Annotated in this window: 14 protein-coding genes and 1 other RNA gene; 14 read left to right on the top strand and 1 reads right to left on the bottom strand. The window is 60.2% G+C overall.

All coding sequences use genetic code 11. The annotated features are described in order from the left end of the window. The first annotated feature begins 12 nt into the window (after window positions 1-12). From rnpB to AGR2A_RS12665, 14 genes are all read left to right on the top strand, one after another. An RNA gene (gene rnpB, locus AGR2A_RS12730) (RNase P RNA component class A) lies at window positions 13-414 on the top strand. 401 nt (window positions 415-815) lie between these two features. Continuing rightward, complete coding sequence (gene mraZ, locus AGR2A_RS12725) at window positions 816-1256, top strand: division/cell wall cluster transcriptional repressor MraZ (RefSeq protein WP_004430734.1); 441 nt, start codon at window positions 816-818, stop codon at window positions 1254-1256. Window positions 1257-1270: 14 nt separating this feature from the next. Further along, window positions 1271-2296 carry a 16S rRNA (cytosine(1402)-N(4))-methyltransferase RsmH gene (gene rsmH, locus AGR2A_RS12720; protein ID WP_072494642.1) on the top strand — a complete coding sequence of 342 codons (1026 nt, stop codon included), beginning with the start codon at window positions 1271-1273 and terminating at the stop codon, window positions 2294-2296. A gap of 1 nt (window position 2297) precedes the next feature. Further along, window positions 2298-2855: a cell division protein FtsL gene (gene ftsL / locus AGR2A_RS12715; protein WP_004442805.1), complete on the top strand. Its 558-nt coding sequence runs from the start codon at window positions 2298-2300 to the stop codon at window positions 2853-2855. After that, the gene (locus AGR2A_RS12710) at window positions 2855-4597 is read left to right on the top strand and encodes a peptidoglycan D,D-transpeptidase FtsI family protein (RefSeq protein ID WP_004442804.1); all 1743 of its coding nucleotides are present in this window, start codon (window positions 2855-2857) and stop codon (window positions 4595-4597) included. Before ftsL ends, AGR2A_RS12710 begins: the two co-directional genes overlap by 1 nt. Window positions 4598-4654: 57 nt before the next feature. Beyond that, window positions 4655-6124, top strand: a complete 1470-nt coding sequence (locus AGR2A_RS12705; protein WP_004442802.1) for a UDP-N-acetylmuramoyl-L-alanyl-D-glutamate--2,6-diaminopimelate ligase — start codon at window positions 4655-4657, stop codon at window positions 6122-6124. Further along, window positions 6121-7554: a UDP-N-acetylmuramoylalanyl-D-glutamyl-2,6-diaminopimelate--D-alanyl-D-alanine ligase gene (locus AGR2A_RS12700; protein ID WP_072494641.1), complete on the top strand. Its 1434-nt coding sequence runs from the start codon at window positions 6121-6123 to the stop codon at window positions 7552-7554. The genes AGR2A_RS12705 and AGR2A_RS12700 overlap by 4 nt, the downstream gene beginning before the upstream one ends. Window positions 7555-7577: 23 nt before the next feature. Continuing rightward, entirely contained in the window at window positions 7578-8678 is a 1101-nt protein-coding gene (gene mraY / locus AGR2A_RS12695; RefSeq protein ID WP_003522196.1) for a phospho-N-acetylmuramoyl-pentapeptide-transferase, read from the top strand. A gap of 3 nt (window positions 8679-8681) precedes the next feature. Continuing rightward, entirely contained in the window at window positions 8682-10091 is a 1410-nt protein-coding gene (murD, locus tag AGR2A_RS12690; protein ID WP_072494640.1) for a UDP-N-acetylmuramoyl-L-alanine--D-glutamate ligase, read from the top strand. A 5-nt stretch (window positions 10092-10096) separates the two neighbouring features. Next, entirely contained in the window at window positions 10097-11251 is a 1155-nt protein-coding gene (ftsW, locus tag AGR2A_RS12685) for a putative lipid II flippase FtsW (RefSeq protein WP_004442795.1), read from the top strand. A 6-nt stretch (window positions 11252-11257) separates the two neighbouring features. Further along, window positions 11258-12394 (top strand): undecaprenyldiphospho-muramoylpentapeptide beta-N-acetylglucosaminyltransferase, encoded by a 1137-nt coding sequence (murG, locus tag AGR2A_RS12680; protein ID WP_072494639.1) that lies wholly within the window; start codon window positions 11258-11260, stop codon window positions 12392-12394. Then, a complete protein-coding gene (gene murC, locus AGR2A_RS12675; protein ID WP_004442790.1) occupies window positions 12391-13806 on the top strand; it encodes a UDP-N-acetylmuramate--L-alanine ligase in 1416 nt (471 codons plus the stop codon). The genes murG and murC overlap by 4 nt, the downstream gene beginning before the upstream one ends. Continuing rightward, window positions 13803-14768, top strand: coding sequence for a UDP-N-acetylmuramate dehydrogenase (murB, locus tag AGR2A_RS12670; RefSeq protein WP_004442789.1), 966 nt, complete (start codon window positions 13803-13805; stop codon window positions 14766-14768). The genes murC and murB overlap by 4 nt, the downstream gene beginning before the upstream one ends. 193 nt (window positions 14769-14961) lie before the next feature. After that, complete coding sequence (locus AGR2A_RS12665; protein WP_072494638.1) at window positions 14962-15771, top strand: GGDEF domain-containing protein; 810 nt, start codon at window positions 14962-14964, stop codon at window positions 15769-15771. Window positions 15772-15861: 90 nt separating this feature from the next. Here the strand turns inward: AGR2A_RS12665 and AGR2A_RS12660 are convergent, their stop codons facing one another. Continuing rightward, window positions 15862-17166, bottom strand: a complete 1305-nt coding sequence (locus AGR2A_RS12660) for an MFS transporter (RefSeq protein ID WP_004442787.1) — start codon at window positions 17164-17166, stop codon at window positions 15862-15864. Window positions 17167-17205 lie beyond the last annotated feature (39 nt).

Below are 17205 nucleotides of genomic sequence, written 5' to 3'. Positions count from 1 at the left end.
ATGCAGCCCATGCCAGTTGGCCGGGCAGCCGCGCTTTACCAATGTCGAAAGACGGTAAGGTGAGGAAAGTCCGGGCTCCACGGAAATACGGTGCCGGATAACGTCCGGCGGGGGCGACCCCAGGGAAAGTGCCACAGAGAGCAAACCGCCATGCATCGCATGGTAAGGGTGAAAGGGTGGGGTAAGAGCCCACCGCGCTTCTGGTAACAGCGGCGGCAAGGTAAACCCCACCGGGAGCAAGACCGAATAGGGATGACACGGGGCGGGCGAAAGCCCGTTCACAGCCGGTTTCCGGGCCCGTCATCCGGGTGGGTTGCGCGAGGCGGCATGCAAATGCCGTCCCAGATGAATGGCTGCCACGTTCCGGGTCAAACCGGGGCCATACAGAACCCGGCTTACAGGCCAACTGGCGAATTTCTTCTTCGGCTTCGAGGGCGGAAATTTTGGCAGGATGAAGACATCCTGTTGTTTTATAAAAGAAAATAGATTTTTCCATGATGCATTTTTGCGTCGTGAAGGCGGGTTGCTGCGCGCAAAGTAAACCATTCGTTAAACTTAACGGCTTATGAATTTCCGATGCGAAGGCGGTATCCTGCCGGCTTCATCCCATTGACGCCCATAGTGTCCCATGGTATCCCAAATGCACACCACATTGGGTCGTGTTTTTGACCCGCAATCGCTGAAACGAGTGAGGAGCCTGCAAGGGGCTGCTGCAGGGCATGTCGCCCTGGCGCTTGGCGATGTGTCGTGCGTACCGGTGTCGGCTGCAGGGCGGATGAATCGCTTTGCGGCATGCGGTTTTGGCGAGTTGAGTAATGGACCGCTTTTTATCGAACGTGACGAACAGGATCGACGCCAAGGGGCGCGTTTCGGTTCCGTCTCCGTTTCGTTCGGTGCTGGCGAAGCGCGGCATTCAGGAGCTTTATTGTCTCCAGGATTTTGCGTTTCCGGCAATCAGTGTGGGCGGTCCGGATCTGCTGGAGCGCTACGAGCGGCAGATAGCGTCGATGGATGCCTTCTCGCCGGAAGCGAACGCAATGTCGCTGCTGGTTCACGGCGGCGGTGTTTTCATGAAGCTCGACCAGGAAGGTCGATTGATGGTGACGGATTTTGTGCGGGAATTCACCGGCATCTCTACCGAGGTCACCTTCGTCGGACGAGCGGATCATTTTCAGCTTTGGCAACCGGATGCGTTTTTGGCGGCGCAGGCGGAAGCAAGAGCGGGGCGCGGTTTTTCGGCTGCTCGCCCCGCCTAGGACGGGGACAGTCAATGGCGGCAAATTCTGGCGGACGATCTTCTGATGCCGATGGCGGACCTCAGCGCCATATCCCCGTGCTGCTTCGTGAAGTCATCAGCGCGCTTGAACCCGCCCCCAGCAAAATTATTCTGGATGGCACTTTCGGCGCCGGCGGCTATACCCAGGCCATTCTCGATCACGGCGCAAATGTCATCGCACTAGACCGCGATCCAACGGCGATCTCCGGCGGTCAGGCAATGGTCGCAGCCAATGGCGGCCGGCTTTCGCTCATCCAATCGCAATTTTCCGATCTCGCGAAACATGCGCCCGAGGGCGGCCTTGATGGCGTCGTTCTCGATATCGGCGTATCCTCCATGCAGATCGACGAGGCCGAGCGCGGTTTTTCCTTCCAGAAGAACGGCCCCCTCGACATGCGCATGTCCGCTTCCGGCGTTTCGGCGGCCGATGTCGTCAACCGCGCCAAGGTTGGTGATCTCATCCGCATCTTCGGTTTTCTCGGCGAAGAAAAGCAGCCGGGTCGCATTGCCCGCGCTATCGAGAAGAGGAGAGCGGAAGAGCCTTTCCGCACCACGCGCGATCTGGCGGGCCTGATCGAGATCGTCACGCCACGGAAAGCCAAGGACAAGATTCATCCGGCAACGCGGGTCTTCCAGGCGCTGCGTGTTTTCGTCAATGATGAGCTGGGTGAGCTGGCGCAGGCATTGTTTGCCGCCGAGCAGGTTCTGAAGCCCGGAGGTCGGCTGGTCGTCGTCACCTTCCATTCGCTGGAAGACCGTATCGTCAAGAAATTCTTCTCCGACCGTTCGGGCAAGGCAGCCGGTTCCCGGCATCTGCCGATGGTGGAGGACAAGCCCGCCATTTTCGAGAATATCGGGAAGCCGATGATTGCTGCCAGCGACGAGGAGGCGGAGCTTAATCCGCGGGCCCGTTCGGCCAAGCTCCGCGCTGGCCTGCGCACCACGGCACCGGCGCGCGCTGCGGATTTCTCGATATTCGAGCTTCCCGATCTCGCCAGCCTTGAAAAGATGGGAGGCTGATATGCTGCGCACTTTCGATGTCATCTTGATGGGGGTCATGGTCGCTGCGGCGGTCGTGACCTATTCGATCAAGCACAAGGCCGATCTCAAGCTTGAGGAGGTCCGCAAGCTGGAGGCGGAAATCAAGCTTGAGAAAGATACGATCGATCTCCTGCGCGCTGACTGGGCGCTGCTGACGCAGCCGAACCGTCTGCACCGTCTCGTCAATGCCTATCAAACGGAACTCGGTCTTTCGCCGACACTGCCGACGCAACTGGCGCAGCCGCGCGAGCTGCCGATGCTGCGTTCGCAATTGCCGCAGCCGCCCGAGCCGGAAGGCATGAGCGTCGAGGATGTCATCGCCGCTGCCGTCAATGGCTCCAAACCCGGCGCGACGCTGGGTGGCGCTTCCAAGCCAAAATCACCGCCGGCAGGCCAGATTGCCGTCAACGGCGTGCCGGTGCCTACGCCGCGTGCCCGTGTTTCTCGCCCGGCACCGGCACCCGTGCCCGTTGCCTCCGCCACCGCCGGTGATGAAACCGACATGGACGACACGATAACAGGATCGGTGAACCGCTGATGTCTTTTCTCTCCCGCGCCATGGTTTTGAAGAGCAAGGCTCACTTTTCCGCCAGCACGACCGGCATCCACACCGATCATGCGGCGTTTGAAGGCGCGCGCAAGAAGCGCGCGGCGCAGGCGAAAAGCCGCGTCGGCCTTCTCATTTTCGGTTTCGTCGCCTTTTACGCCGTCGTCGGCGGCCGTCTGGTGCAATATGGCATGGCAGAGCAGGAGACGGTGTCGAGCATCGCGCCGGCCGACAGGCTGATGGCGTCGCGCCCTGATCTTCTCGACCGTAACGGCGAGGTGCTGGCCACCGATATCCGCACCGTCTCGCTGTTTGCCGAGCCCCATCGTATCGTCGATATTGACGAGGCCATCGAAAAGCTGCGCACCGTCCTGCCGGATCTCGACCAGCGCACGACCTATCAGAAGCTCTCCTCCAATTCGCGGTTCCAGTGGCTGCGCCGCCAGTTGACGCCGAAGCAGCAGAGCCAGATTCTCGCGCTCGGCATTCCCGGCATCGGCTTCCGTCCGGAAAAGCGCCGCTTCTATCCCGGCGGGCCAACCGCAGCGCATGTCGTCGGTCACGTTAATATCGACAACCGCGGTGTTGCCGGCATGGAGCGTTACGTCGACAGCCAGGGTCTTGCCGATCTCACGGCGCTCGGCATGACGAGCGATCAGCCGCTCGAGCCTGTGAAGCTTTCCATCGACCTGCGCGTGCAGTCCATCGTGCGCGAAGTCGTGACTTCGGCCATCACCAAGTTCCAGGCGATCGGCGCCGGTGCCGTGGTTCTGGATGTGCATACCGGCGAAGTGCTGGCCATGGCCTCGGTGCCGGATTACGATCCGAACAACCCGGCCGAAGGCGCGAAGGAAGGCTGGCTCAACCGCATGTCGAACGGCACGTTCGAAATGGGCTCCACCTTCAAATCCTTCACCATTGCCATGGGTCTTGATTCCGGCCGTGTCCGCCTCGGTGATATGTTCGACGCGCGTTACCCGATCCGCATCGGCGGCTTCACCATCAAAGACTTCCACGGCAAGGGCCGCATGCTCTCGGTGCCGGAAATCTTCCAGTTTTCGTCCAATATCGGTACGGCCAAGATTGCCGATACCGTTGGCACCGAAGGGCACAAGGAATTCCTGACGCGGCTTGGTCTTCTCACCCGCATGCAGACCGAACTGCCTGAAGTGGCGCTGCCTTCGCAGCCGCGTGAGTGGAAGAAGATCAACTCCATCACCATCTCCTTCGGCCACGGCGTTTCAACCACACCGCTGCAGACGGCGGTTGCCGGTGCGGCACTCGTCAATGGCGGCAAACTCATCGAGCCGACCTTCCTGCCGCGCACCCGTGAACAGGCGGATCAGGTGGCAAAGCAGGTGCTGAAACCCGGCGCCAGCAAGGATATGCGCTTCCTCTTCGAATGGAACGGCGTCAACGGTTCAGGCCGAAATGCGCGCGTCGATGGGTTCAACGTCGGCGGCAAGACTGGCACGGCCGATAAGGTCGTCAACGGCCGTTATGTGCACGACAAGAACTTCAACGCCTTCCTGTCGGCTTTCCCGATGGATGATCCGCAATATGTGGTGCTGTCCTTCATCGATGAACCGAAGACCGACAAGGGCAATGGCGCGGCACTCGCCGGCACGTCCGCAGCGCCCATGGTGCACGATATCATCAGCCGCACGGCGGCGGTGCTGGGTGTGAAGCCGAAGTTCGGCAAGGATGGCTCGGCCTTGCTCGTGTCTTATTGATTGTTAGCTTATGATGTTCCGGCGATTCGTGCCGGGGGGACAAGACGGAAACAGTCGATGAATTTGCGAGATATATCCGGAAATGCGTTTCCGGAATTGAAAGAATTGCTCCTGTCTGAGATCGGGGCGATCGAAATCGGGGGGATCACCGCAGACAGCCGCAAGGCTGCGCCGGGCAGCCTGTTCGTTGCGGTTTCTGGCACCAAGGCTGATGGTGCGACCTATGTAAAGGATGCGGTTGCCAAGGGTGCCGTTGCCGTTGTTTCCGGGCACGCGGTGGAAGCCGAAGTGCCGGTTCTGGTCGTGACCGACCCACGCCTTTATCTCTCCCTTGCCGCCTCCCGCTTTTACGGAAAACAACCGGAAACCATGGTCGCCGTCACCGGCACCGCGGGAAAGACCTCGGTTGCCTCCTTCGTGCGGCAGATCTGGGCTTTCGCCGGCCATGCCGCAGCCCAGATCGGCACAACCGGCGTCATCGCTCCCGGCCGGGAGGATTATGGCGCGCTGACGACGCCCGATCCGGTGACGCTGCATGCGCTTCTGGCCGAGCTTGCGAGCGAGGGCGTCACCCACGCGGCGATGGAAGCTTCCAGCCACGGTCTCGACCAGCGCCGCCTCGACGGCGTGCGCCTTTCTGCCGCCGGCTTTACCAATCTTGGCCGCGACCATATGGATTACCATCCGACCGTCGAGGATTACATGGCCGCGAAGATGCGGCTTTTCGATACGCTGATGGAAAAAGGCGCTCCCGCCGTGATCTTCGCCGATGACCCTTGGTCGGACAAGGCGGTTCATGCGGCGCGCGAAGCGGGTCTCGATGTCCGCACCGTCGGACGGAACGGGCAATATCTCGCTTTGAAGCGCGTTGAGCATTTCCGCCACAAGCAGATGATCGAAGTGCATCATGACGGCGTCATCCACGAAGTCGATATCCCGCTCGCGGGTGATTTCCAGGTGGCCAATGCGCTTGTTGCCGCCGGTCTTGCCATGTCGACGGGTGTTCCCGCCGCAACGGCGCTCAAGGCGCTCGAAAAGCTTGTCGGCGCTGCCGGCCGTCTCGAATTAGTGGGACAAACGAAAAACGGCGCGCTTGCCTATGTGGATTACGCCCACAAGCCCGATGCGCTGGAAAACGTGCTGACCTCGGTCCGGCCCTTCACCTCCGGCCGCATCATCACCGTTTTCGGCTGCGGCGGCGACCGCGACAAGGGCAAACGCCCGATCATGGGCGAGGTCGCGACCCGTCTTTCCGACATCGTCATCGTCACGGACGACAATCCGCGCTCGGAAGACGCGGCGACGATCCGCTCCGAGGTGATGGCGGCGGCGCCCGACGCTCTGGAAATTGGCGACAGGTCCGAGGCGATCCGCCATGCGGTATCGATGCTGTCGCATGGCGATACGCTGATCGTCGCGGGCAAAGGGCATGAAGAAGGGCAGATCGTTGGCTCCGTGACACTGCCTTTTTCCGATCATGAACAGGTGCGCACTGCACTGGCAGCGCTGGAAGGATCGAAAATTTGAGCTGGTTATGGACAGTCGCCGATATGATCGCCATCACCGCAGGACGCCCGGTGGGCAACCTGCCGACAGGAATCACCGGCATTTCCATCGACAGCCGGACGGTGAAGCCGGGTGAAGCTTTCTTCGCCATCAAGGGTGATCGTGTCGACGGTCACGACTATACGAGTTTCGCGGTTGCCAACGGGGCAGGACTTCTGGTCGTTGCTGAAGCCAAGCTGCCAGCGCTCGGCCGCCTGACGGTGCCGATGATCGTGGTCGAAGATGTTCTTGCAGCCCTTGGCAAGCTTGCCATCGCGGCGCGTCAAAGAACATCGGCGCGCATCATCGCGGTGACGGGCTCGGTCGGCAAGACGACGACGAAGGAAATGCTGCGGCAGGCGCTCGCGCCATCGGGCCGGGTGCATGCGGCGGTGGCTTCCTTCAACAACCATTGGGGTGTGCCGCTGACGCTTGCCCGCATGCCCGCCGATACTGAATTCGGCGTGTTCGAAATAGGCATGAACCATTCCGGCGAAATCCGGCCTTTGGTGAAGATGGTCCGCCCACATGTGGCGATCATCACCACCATCGCGCCTGCCCATCTCGGCAACTTCAACAACATCGAAGAGATCGCCGCCGCCAAGGCGGAGATTTTCGAGGGCGTGGAGCAGGGCGGTTCCGTCATCCTCAATCGTGACAATGCCCAGTTCGAGCAGCTTGAAGAGGCGGCGCAGGAGCAGGGCATCGAACACATCCTGACCTTCGGTCAGCATGCCAAGGCGGATTTCCGCCTCGCGGATTTCGAGAGCACGACGACGGGCTCGACGATCTGGGCGATCCTGAACGGCGAAACCAGCGAGCTGCATCTCAACATTCCGGGCCGGCACATTGCGGACAATGCGATGGCGGTGCTCGGCGCCGTGGCGATCACGGGCGCCAATCTCGACCGCGCTTTCGAAGCGCTGGGATCGCTTGAGGCGGTGAAGGGGCGTGGCCAGCGCCACCATCTGCTGATCAACGGCGGCTCCTTCCTTCTGATTGATGAAAGCTACAACGCCAATCCTGCCTCCATGCGGGCGTCGATCGCGGTGCTGGCGGAAACGCCGACGCAGGGCCATGGCCGTCGCGTTGCCGTCCTCGGCGACATGCTGGAGATGGGCGAATTTTCGGCGCAACTGCATGAGGAATTGGCCGGGCCATTGCTTGCGGCGGGTATCGAACATGTGTGGCTGGCAGGCGAGGCGATGGCCGCTTTGCGGGACGCGCTGCCTGACAGCGTCACCGTCATCTGGTTCCCGACGACGGCGGAACTCACCGATTTCGCCCTGCAATGGGTGCAACCGGGAGACGCGCTGATGGTAAAATCGTCACTTGGCCTCGGTTTCGGCAAGATTGTCGCCGCCCTGCTTGACAAGTATCCGGCATTCCCCGAGACGGAACGCCAAGTCTGAAATAGCCTTTTGAAAGGGCAATTATGCTGATCTGGCTCGTCGAACTGTCGGATAAAATTCAAATCTTCAACCTGTTCCGGTACATCACCTTCCGGGCGGGGGCGGCGATGTTCACCTCTGCGTTGATCGTCTTCCTGTTTGGACCGGCCATCATCAATTCGCTGCGCGTGCGTCAGGGCAAAGGCCAGCCGATCCGCGCCGATGGGCCGCAGACGCATTTCAAGAAAGCCGGCACTCCGACCATGGGCGGCTTGATGATCCTCGCCGGCATTCTCGGCGGTTCGCTTCTGTGGGGCGACCTGTCGAACGTCTATGTCGTCGCCGTTCTAATGGTGACGCTTGGTTTCGGAGCCATCGGCTTCTATGACGATTATCTGAAAGTGACGAAACAGAGCGACAAGGGTTTTTCCGGCAAGGCTCGTCTCGGCATCGAATTCCTGATCGCGGCGATTGCCGTGTTCTTCATGATGAAGATGGCGCTCGCTTCCGCGCCGCATGGCGGCACGCTCGGCAGCTCCATCGCTTTTCCCTTTTTCAAGGAATTCGTGATCAATCTCGGTTATTTCTTCGTGCTCTTCGGTGCTTTCGTCATCGTCGGCGCGGGTAATGCGGTGAACCTGACCGACGGTCTTGATGGTCTCGCCATCGTGCCGGTCATGATCGCGGCCGCCACCTTCGGTGTGATCGCCTATCTCGCCGGTAACGCCGTTTTTGCCAATTACCTGCAGATCAATTTCGTGCCCGGCACGGGTGAACTCGCCGTTATTGTCGGCGCCGTCATCGGTGCCGGCCTCGGTTTTCTGTGGTTCAATGCGCCGCCCGCCGCCATCTTCATGGGCGATACGGGTTCGCTCGCGCTGGGTGGCCTGATCGGCTCCATCGCAGTCGCCACCAAGCACGAGATCGTCATGGTCATCGTCGGCGGTCTCTTCGTCATGGAAACCCTGTCGGTCATCATCCAGGTCTTCTGGTTCAAGCGCACCGGCAGGCGCGTCTTCCTGATGGCGCCGATCCATCACCATTTCGAGAAAAAGGGCTGGACGGAAAGCCAGGTGGTCATCCGTTTCTGGATCATTTCCGTTGGCCTCGCGCTGCTTGGCCTCGCCACCCTGAAGCTGAGGTAAGCGATGATCCCGGTCACGTCGTTCAAGGGTAAGAAAGTCGCTCTTTTCGGGCTCGGCGGTTCGGGTCTTGTCACGGCCCGGGCGCTGGTCGCCGGCGGTGCCGACGTCGTGGCTTTCGATGATAATCCTGACAGCGTTGCAAAGGCCGAGGCCGAGGGCATCAAGACGGCGGATCTTCGGACGATTGACTGGTCGAGTTTCTCCTCCTTCGTGCTGGCACCGGGCGTGCCGCTGACGCATCCGAAGCCGCACTGGTCCGTCGATCTGGCGAAAGCCTCCGGCGTCGAGATCATCGGCGATATCGAGCTCTTTGTCCGAGAACGTCGTGCCCACGCGCCGGATTGCCCCTTCATTGCGATTACCGGGACCAACGGCAAGTCGACCACCACGGCGCTGATCGCACATATTCTGAAATCAGCTGGTCACGATACGCAGCTTGGCGGCAATATCGGTACGGCGGTACTGAGCCTCGATCCGCCGAAGGCGGGACGCTTCTACGTTGTTGAGTGCTCATCCTACCAGATTGACCTGGCACCCACGATCAATCCGACTGCCGGCATTCTTCTCAACCTCACTCCCGATCATCTCGACCGGCATGGCACGATGCAGCACTATGCCGACGTCAAGGAACGGCTTGTTGCCGGCAGCGGCACGGCGATTGTCGGTGTCGACGACAGCTACTCGACGCTGATTGCCGATCGCGTTGAGCGTGCCGGCGTCAGGGTTGAGCGCATTTCCAAACGCAATGTCGTTTCCGAAGGTCTTTATGCCGAGGGCAACCGCATCCTGCGGGCGCATGGGGGAACTTCGTCGTTACTGGTCGATCTCGATGGTATCCAGACGCTTCGCGGCAGCCACAATGCGCAAAATGCGGCGGCGGCAATTGCGGCCTGCCTTGCAGTCGGTGTTTCCGAGGATGAAGTTCGTGCAGGTCTCAAATCCTTCCCCGGCCTCAAGCATCGCATGCAGCCGGTTGGCCGACGCGGCAATGTCACCTTCGTCAATGACAGCAAGGCCACCAATGCCGATGCGGCGGCACCTGCGCTTTCGAGCTTTGACCGCATTTACTGGATCGCCGGCGGTCTGCCGAAGGCCGGCGGGATTGCCAGCCTTTCACCGCTTTTCCCGCGCGTCGCAAAAGCCTATCTGATCGGCGAGGCGGCGGCGGAATTTGCAGCGACGCTCGGTGAAGCGGTGCCCTACGAAATATCCGGCACCCTGGACAAGGCCGTGCAGCATGCGGCGGCGGATGCGGAAAAAGACGCGACGCCCGGCAATATCGTGATGTTGTCCCCGGCTTGCGCAAGCTTCGATCAATATAAGAACTTTGAAGTCAGAGGTGATTCGTTTGTCGCGCAGGTCGCGGCGCTCGATGGCATGACGATGCTCGTTCACTCTGGAAAAGGGGGCTGAAGGCCATGGTAAGCCGAGTTGATCGCGGTCCGGTCGCGGAATGGTTCTGGACCATCGATCGTTTCTTTCTGGCGGCATTCATCGCGCTGATGGGCATCGGCCTGATGCTGTCCTTCGCGGCGTCGCCGGCCGTTGCCGAGCGTATCGGCCTCAACAGCTTCTTTTTCGTTGAGCGTCAGGCCATGTTCATGGTGCCATCGCTGGCGATCATGGTCGGCTTGTCCTTCCTGTCGCCGCGCCAGGTGCGCCGCGTGGCGGTCATCATGCTGATTGCCTCGCTGCTGATGATGATCTTTGCACTGTTCTTCGGCATCGAGGTGAAGGGCGCGCGGCGGTGGATTTCCATCGGCACTTTCTCGATCCAGCCGTCGGAATTCATGAAGCCGGCTTTCGTCATCGTCTGCGCATGGCTTTTTGCAGAGCGGGCGCGCCATCCGGAAATTCCGGGCAATCTCTTTGCGATCATCACCTTCGGAATCGTGGCCGCACTTCTCATCGCCCAGCCTGACTTCGGCCAGACGATCCTGACCTCCGTTGTCTGGGGCGGCATGTTCTTCATGGCGGGTGTGCCGTGGTTCTGGATCATCATGCTCGGTGGTCTCGGCGTCGGCGGCATCATCTCCGCCTATCTCATGCTGCCGCACGTGGCCGGCCGTATCGACCGTTTCTGGACGGGTGAGGGCGATACGTTCCAGGTGGACACGGCACGTGAAGCGATCATTCGCGGCGACTGGTTCGGTCGCGGACCGGGTGAGGGTATCGTCAAGCGCATCATTCCCGATAGCCATACCGACTTCATCTTCTCGGTTGCGGCGGAAGAATTCGGCATCGTTTTCTGCATGTTTCTTGTTGCCATCTTCGCCTTCATCGTGCTGCGCGGCCTGTCGCACGCCTTCAAGGAAAAGGATGATTTCTGCCGCTTCGCCGTGGCTGGCCTTGTGCTGCAGATCGGCATGCAGTCGATGATCAATATCGGCGTCAATCTGGAACTGATGCCTGCCAAGGGCATGACCTTGCCGCTGATTTCCTATGGTGGTTCGTCAATGATGGCGATATGCGTGACCGCCGGTTTCCTTCTGGCATTGACACGCCACAGACCTGAAAAGCGGGCGCAGGAGCGGAGTTTCTTCCGCGTTGGTTCCGGCGTTCCCGCGGAGTAAACGATCATGAGCAAGGGTATTGTTCTTCTTGCCGCCGGTGGAACCGGCGGCCATGTGTTTCCGGCAGAAGCGCTGGCGCATACGCTGAAGGCACGCGGTTATCAGGTGCATCTCGTCACCGACAGCCGCGCCGAGCGTTATGCGGGCAAGTTTCCGGCAGATGAAATTCATGTGGTTCCGTCTGCCACCATCGGCTCCAAAAACCCAATTTCCGTGGCGCGTTCGCTCTGGAAGCTCTGGGTTGGCCTGCGCGCGGCGCGTCGGCTGGTCGCAAAACTGAAGCCGGTCGCGGTTGTCGGTTTCGGCGGTTATCCCACCGTGCCGCCGCTGCTGGCCTCCACCGGGCTTGGAGTACCGTCGATCATTCACGAACAGAACGCCGTGATGGGCCGCGCCAACAAGGCACTTGCCGCGCGGGTAAAGGCAATTGCCGGCGGCTTCCTGCCGCCCGCCAATGGTCAATATTCCGAGAAGACCGTCGCGACCGGCAATCCGGTGCGCCCAGCGGTGCTGGCCGCCTCTGAAATACCCTACACCGCCTCGCAGACAGGCGAGCCTTTCCAGCTCGTTGTCTTTGGCGGCAGCCAGGGCGCACAGTTTTTCTCGAGCGCGGTACCCGCCGCAATCTGCCTCCTGAAAGACGAGCAGCGCAAGCGCATCGTCGTCACCCAGCAGGCGCGGCCGGAAGACAAGGACAGCGTCATCGCGTCCTACCAGAAGCTCGGCGTGAAGGCGGATGTTTCGCCTTTCTTCGGCGATATGGCGTCGCGTATCGGCGAGGCCGATCTGGTCATCAGCCGCTCGGGCGCTTCGACGGTATCGGAGCTTTCGGTGATCGGCCGTCCGTCGATCCTCGTGCCTTATCCGCATGCGCTGGATCATGATCAGGCGGCGAACGCGGCTGCGCTTTCGGCGGCGGGTGGGGCAAGCGTCATCAAGCAGGCGGAGCTCTCGCCGCAGAAGCTCTCCGGCCTGCTGTCCTCGGCGCTTGCCGAACCCGAGCGGCTTTCCGCAACGGCGGCGGCGGCGAAGGCAACCGGCAAACCGCACGCGGCGGATGTGCTGGCCGATCTGGTGGAGGCGATTGCCTCCGGCCGGTCCGTACAGGAATTCAAGAAGAATATTGAAGGAGTTGGGGCATGAAGATGCCGAAAGCCATAGGCCTTGTGCATTTCATCGGCATAGGCGGGATCGGCATGAGCGGCATTGCCGAAGTGCTTCACAATCTCGGCCACCGGGTACAGGGATCGGACCAGGCCGACAGCGCCAATGTGCAGCGTCTGCGTGACAAGGGCATCGAGGTTTTTGTGGGCCACACGGCTGACAATATCGGCGATGCAGAGGTCGTCGTCGTTTCGACCGCGATCAAGAAGAACAATCCGGAGCTCGTCGCCGCGCGGGAAAAGCACCTGCCGATCGTGCGCCGCGCGGAAATGCTGGCCGAGCTGATGCGCTTCCGTAACGCGATCGCCATCGGCGGCACGCACGGCAAAACGACGACGACCTCCATGGTCGCCACGCTCTTGGAAGCCGGCAATCTCGACCCGACCGTCATTAATGGCGGCATCATCAATGCCTATGGCACCAATGCCCGCATGGGTGAGGGTGAGTGGATGGTGGTGGAGGCCGACGAGTCCGACGGCACTTTCCTGAAGCTGCCGGCCGACGTCGCCGTCATCACCAATATCGATCCGGAACATCTCGACCATTACGGCAATTTCGACGCCGTACGCGCCGCATTCCGTCAGTTCGTCGAGAACGTGCCTTTCTACGGTTTCGGCGTCATGTGCCTCGATCATCCCGAAGTGCAGGCATTGGTTGGCCGCATCGAAGACCGCAAAGTCATCACATATGGCGAGAACCCGCAGGCCGACGTGCGGTTTTCGAATGTCCGCATCGACGGTACGCGCTCGGTCTTCGACGTGGAAATCCGCCGTCGCCGCACCGGCAAGATTTTCTCTTTCAAGGACCTCGTCCTGCCGATGCCGGGCCGCCATAACGTTTCGAATGCGACAGCGGCAATCGCGGTTGCCAATCGTCTCGGTATCTCGGAAGCCGACATCAAGAAGGGGCTTGCCTCCTTCGGTGGTGTCAAGCGACGTTTCACGCTGACGGGTGAAGCAAACGGGGTGCAGGTTTTTGACGATTACGGTCACCACCCGGTCGAGATCAAGGCTGTGCTGAAGGCGGCGCGGGAAGCCTGCAAGGGCCGCATCATCGCCGTGCACCAGCCCCATCGCTACAGCCGTCTTTCGAGCCTGTTTGATGATTTCGCGCATTGTTTCAACGATGCCGATACGATTCTTCTTGCTCCGGTGTATGCAGCGGGTGAAGATCCCATCGAAGGCGCAAGCTCCGAAGCGCTGGTTTCGGCCATCAAGGCCGCTGGCCACCGTGACGCGCGTTTCCTCGAAAAGCGGGAGGACCTTGCGTCACAGGTCGCAGCCATTGCGAATCCGGGTGATTTCGTGGTTCTCTTGGGGGCTGGGAATATCACGCAATGGGCAGCGTCGCTGCCTTCGGAATTGAAGAGCATATCAGGAAAGTCTGAATGAGACAGGTCGATGGGGTTAAATTGCTGGGGAGGCTCGGCGACGGGGTAAAGGAATTGCGGGGACGTCTGACACCGGATGCGCCTATGGACCGTGTGACGTGGTTCAGAGCCGGCGGTCTTGCGGAGGTGATGTTCCAGCCGCACGATACGGATGATCTGATTGCCTTCCTGAAAATTCTGCCGGAAGATGTGCCGCTGACCGTGGTTGGCGTCGGCTCGAACCTTCTGGTGCGTGACGGCGGTATTCCGGGCGTGGTCGTGCGCCTGTCCGCCAAGGGCTTCGGCCAGGTGGAGCTTGCCGGTGAAAACCGCATCAAGGCGGGCGCGATCTGCCCGGACAAGCATATAGCAGCCATGGCCATGGATAATGGCATTGGCGGCTTCCACTTCTATTACGGCATTCCGGGCTCCATCGGCGGAGCGCTGCGCATGAATGCGGGCGCAAACGGCGGCGAGACGCGTGAACGTGTCGTGGAAGTCTATGCGGTCGACCGTCAGGGCAACCAGCATGTGCTTTCCAATGCCGATATGGGCTACAGCTATCGCCATTCCGGCGCCGACGCAGGCCTGATCTTCACCGGTGCGCTCTTTGAGGGTTATCCCGAGGACAAGGCGAAAATCCGCGCCGATATGGATGCGGTGCGTCATCACCGCGAAACCGTGCAGCCGATCCGCGAACAGACCGGTGGCTCGACCTTCAAGAACCCCGAAGGTCATTCCGCATGGGAGCTTATCGATGAGGCGGGCGGTCGTGGTCTTGTGATCGGCGGCGCGCAGATGTCATCACTGCATTGCAATTTCATGATCAATACCGGCCATGCGACCGGTTACGATCTGGAATATCTGGGCGAGACCATCCGCAAGCGCGTGTTTGACAAATCGGGCATCCGGCTGGAATGGGAAATCAAGCGCCTGGGGTTGTTCATGCCGGGCCGCGAAGTTGAGCCTTTCCTCGGGGCCTGATACCAAACCCTCGCTCTATCTAGAAAGATACTAATATTGATCGGCCGTTTCGCTTATCGTAACGGTCGATCAATATTTTTTGCTATACTGTCAGGAAGGAAAACTTCGGCGGGCGAGACTAAATATCGACCCGCGATATTAAATACTTTTTATTTGGGAATGTTAGCGCATCGGTGACTTAGGCAATTTTGATATGATGTTGGGTCTTTGGAAAAAACAGATCAAAATGATTAGTTTTTCGGTAGCGGCGCCGCAAGGCCGCCGGCGCCTTGAGCCACTGGAATTCTCCATTCGTATCGCATGCCTTGTGACGATCATCGTGGTCCTGATGTGCACGGGTGGCCTGTCTCTCTTAGCAAAACTCGGGTTCGTGACGGATCTCGTCAACGGTCTATTTTTAAGCGTAACGCTAGGGAGCGCTGTCGCATTTACGGTGACGTTCCTCGTCAGTTGGCTGAATGCAAAGGAAGTTCAGCTTCTTGCACAGTCGCACGAACGCTTTCTGCATCTAAGCCATACCGACGCATTGACCGGCTTGAGCAACCGGCTTGGCCTCTATGCAGCCTGCGCCGAACTTGGCAGCGACTATTGCGTTGCCTTTCTGGACATTGATCACTTCAAATCTGTGAACGACACTTACAGCCATCTCGTCGGCGATCTTGTCATTTCAAGCGTCGCCCGCACGATAAGGGAGCATTTCGATGCTGACGCGCATGTCGCCCGCCTGGGCGGCGAGGAGTTCGTGGTCGTGCAGGAAATTGGCAGGCTGGCATTTACGCAGATGTGCGAGAAGGTTCGCGCGGCGATCGCTACCACGCCCGTGGAATACCAGGATCTGCAGATCCCGGTCACGATTTCCATCGGGGTGGCTTTCCGCGGCGATGCCGAAATCTTCGACAAGGTCATGCACGATGCCGATCTGGCGCTTTATCGGGCAAAGGGAGGCGGGCGCAACCGCGTCTGCTTGACCGGATATGTCGAGCGGCGTCAGGCTGTCGCGTGAAGGTTGAAGAAGTCAGATAAAGATCAAGTCGGATAAGAAAAAGCCCGCGAAACCAAGGTTTCGCGGGCTTCTTTGATCGCTGGTCCGGGTTCAGACTTCGTCCTTGCGGGACAGAAGAATGCAGGCCAGCGTGATGAGCGCGGATACGCAGAGGTAATAGCCGACATAGCCCATGCCGTAGTTCACCTGCAGCCATGTGGCGATGTAAGGCGCCAGCGACGCGCCGAAGATGCCGGCCATGTTGAAGGTGATCGAAGAGCCGGTATAGCGGACGCGGGTCGGGAAGGGGGCGGCGAGCGCCGTTCCGATCAGGCCGTAGGTCATGCCCATCAGCATCATCGCGAGAGCCGCGAAGACGAAGATCGAGCCTTCGCTGCCGGTCATCAGGCCGGGCAGCAGGAAGGAGAACAGGCCGATCAGCACTGTCGTCAGGATCAGAATTTCGCGGCGACCGAATTTTTCCGCAAGCTTGCCGGCAATCGGAATGAAGATACCGAAAACGACGGAGCCGAGGATCTGCACTTCCAGCGCGTCGAGGAACGGAATTTTCAGGACCTTGACGTTGTAGGAGAGCAGATAGGCCGTGCCGATGTAGAAGAGCACGAAGGTGGCGAGCGCCACAAAGGTGCCGAGCACGAGGCTGCGCTTGTGGTTGCGGAACAGTTCCGCAACCGGCACGGCCACACGTTCTTCCTTTTCGATGGCCTTCTGGAAGTCGGGCGTTTCGGTGATCGACAGGCGAACCCACATGCCGACGGCGATCAGGATGATCGAGGCGACGAAGGGAATGCGCCAGCCCCAGCTGAGAAGCGCTTCCTGCGACATGAAGTGCAGCAGAATCCAGAACACGCCTGACGAGAGGAACAGGCCGACGGGTGCGCCAAGCTGCGGGAACATGCCGTACCAGCTGCGCTTGCCGGGAGGGGCGTTTTCCGTCGCGAGCAGGACGGCACCGCCCCATTCGCCACCGAGACCGAAGCCCTGGCCGAAGCGGCAAAGTGCGAGCAGCAGCGGCGCCAGAACGCCGGCCGTCTCATAGGACGGCAGCAAGCCGATCACGACCGTCGAGACACCCATGGTCAGCAGCGCCGCGACAAGCGTCGTCTTGCGGCCAACGCGGTCGCCATAGTGGCCGAAGACCACGGCGCCGAGGGGGCGGGCGAAAAAGGCGATGGAGAACGTCGCAAAGGACGCCAGAAGCGCCGTCATCGGATCATTATTCGGGAAGAACAATGTCGGGAACACGAGCACTGCGGCTGTGGCATAAACGTAGAAATCGAAAAACTCGATGGTCGTACCGACCAGACTGGCAGTGAGAACTCGTGCAGGCGAATTTGTCTTTACAGCGTTCGAATTGTCAGCGGTCGGCGATACCGGAGATATCGCGTCGGTCATGGTATTGGTTCCATTTTGGATGATTGCAATGTCATGCCT

This window comes from Agrobacterium genomosp. 2 str. CFBP 5494 (assembly GCF_900013495.1).
Classification (GTDB): Bacteria; Pseudomonadota; Alphaproteobacteria; order Rhizobiales; family Rhizobiaceae; genus Agrobacterium; species Agrobacterium pusense.
The sequence above is the reverse complement of the archived record's forward strand: the minus strand, read 5'-3'. Positions and strand labels throughout refer to the sequence as shown.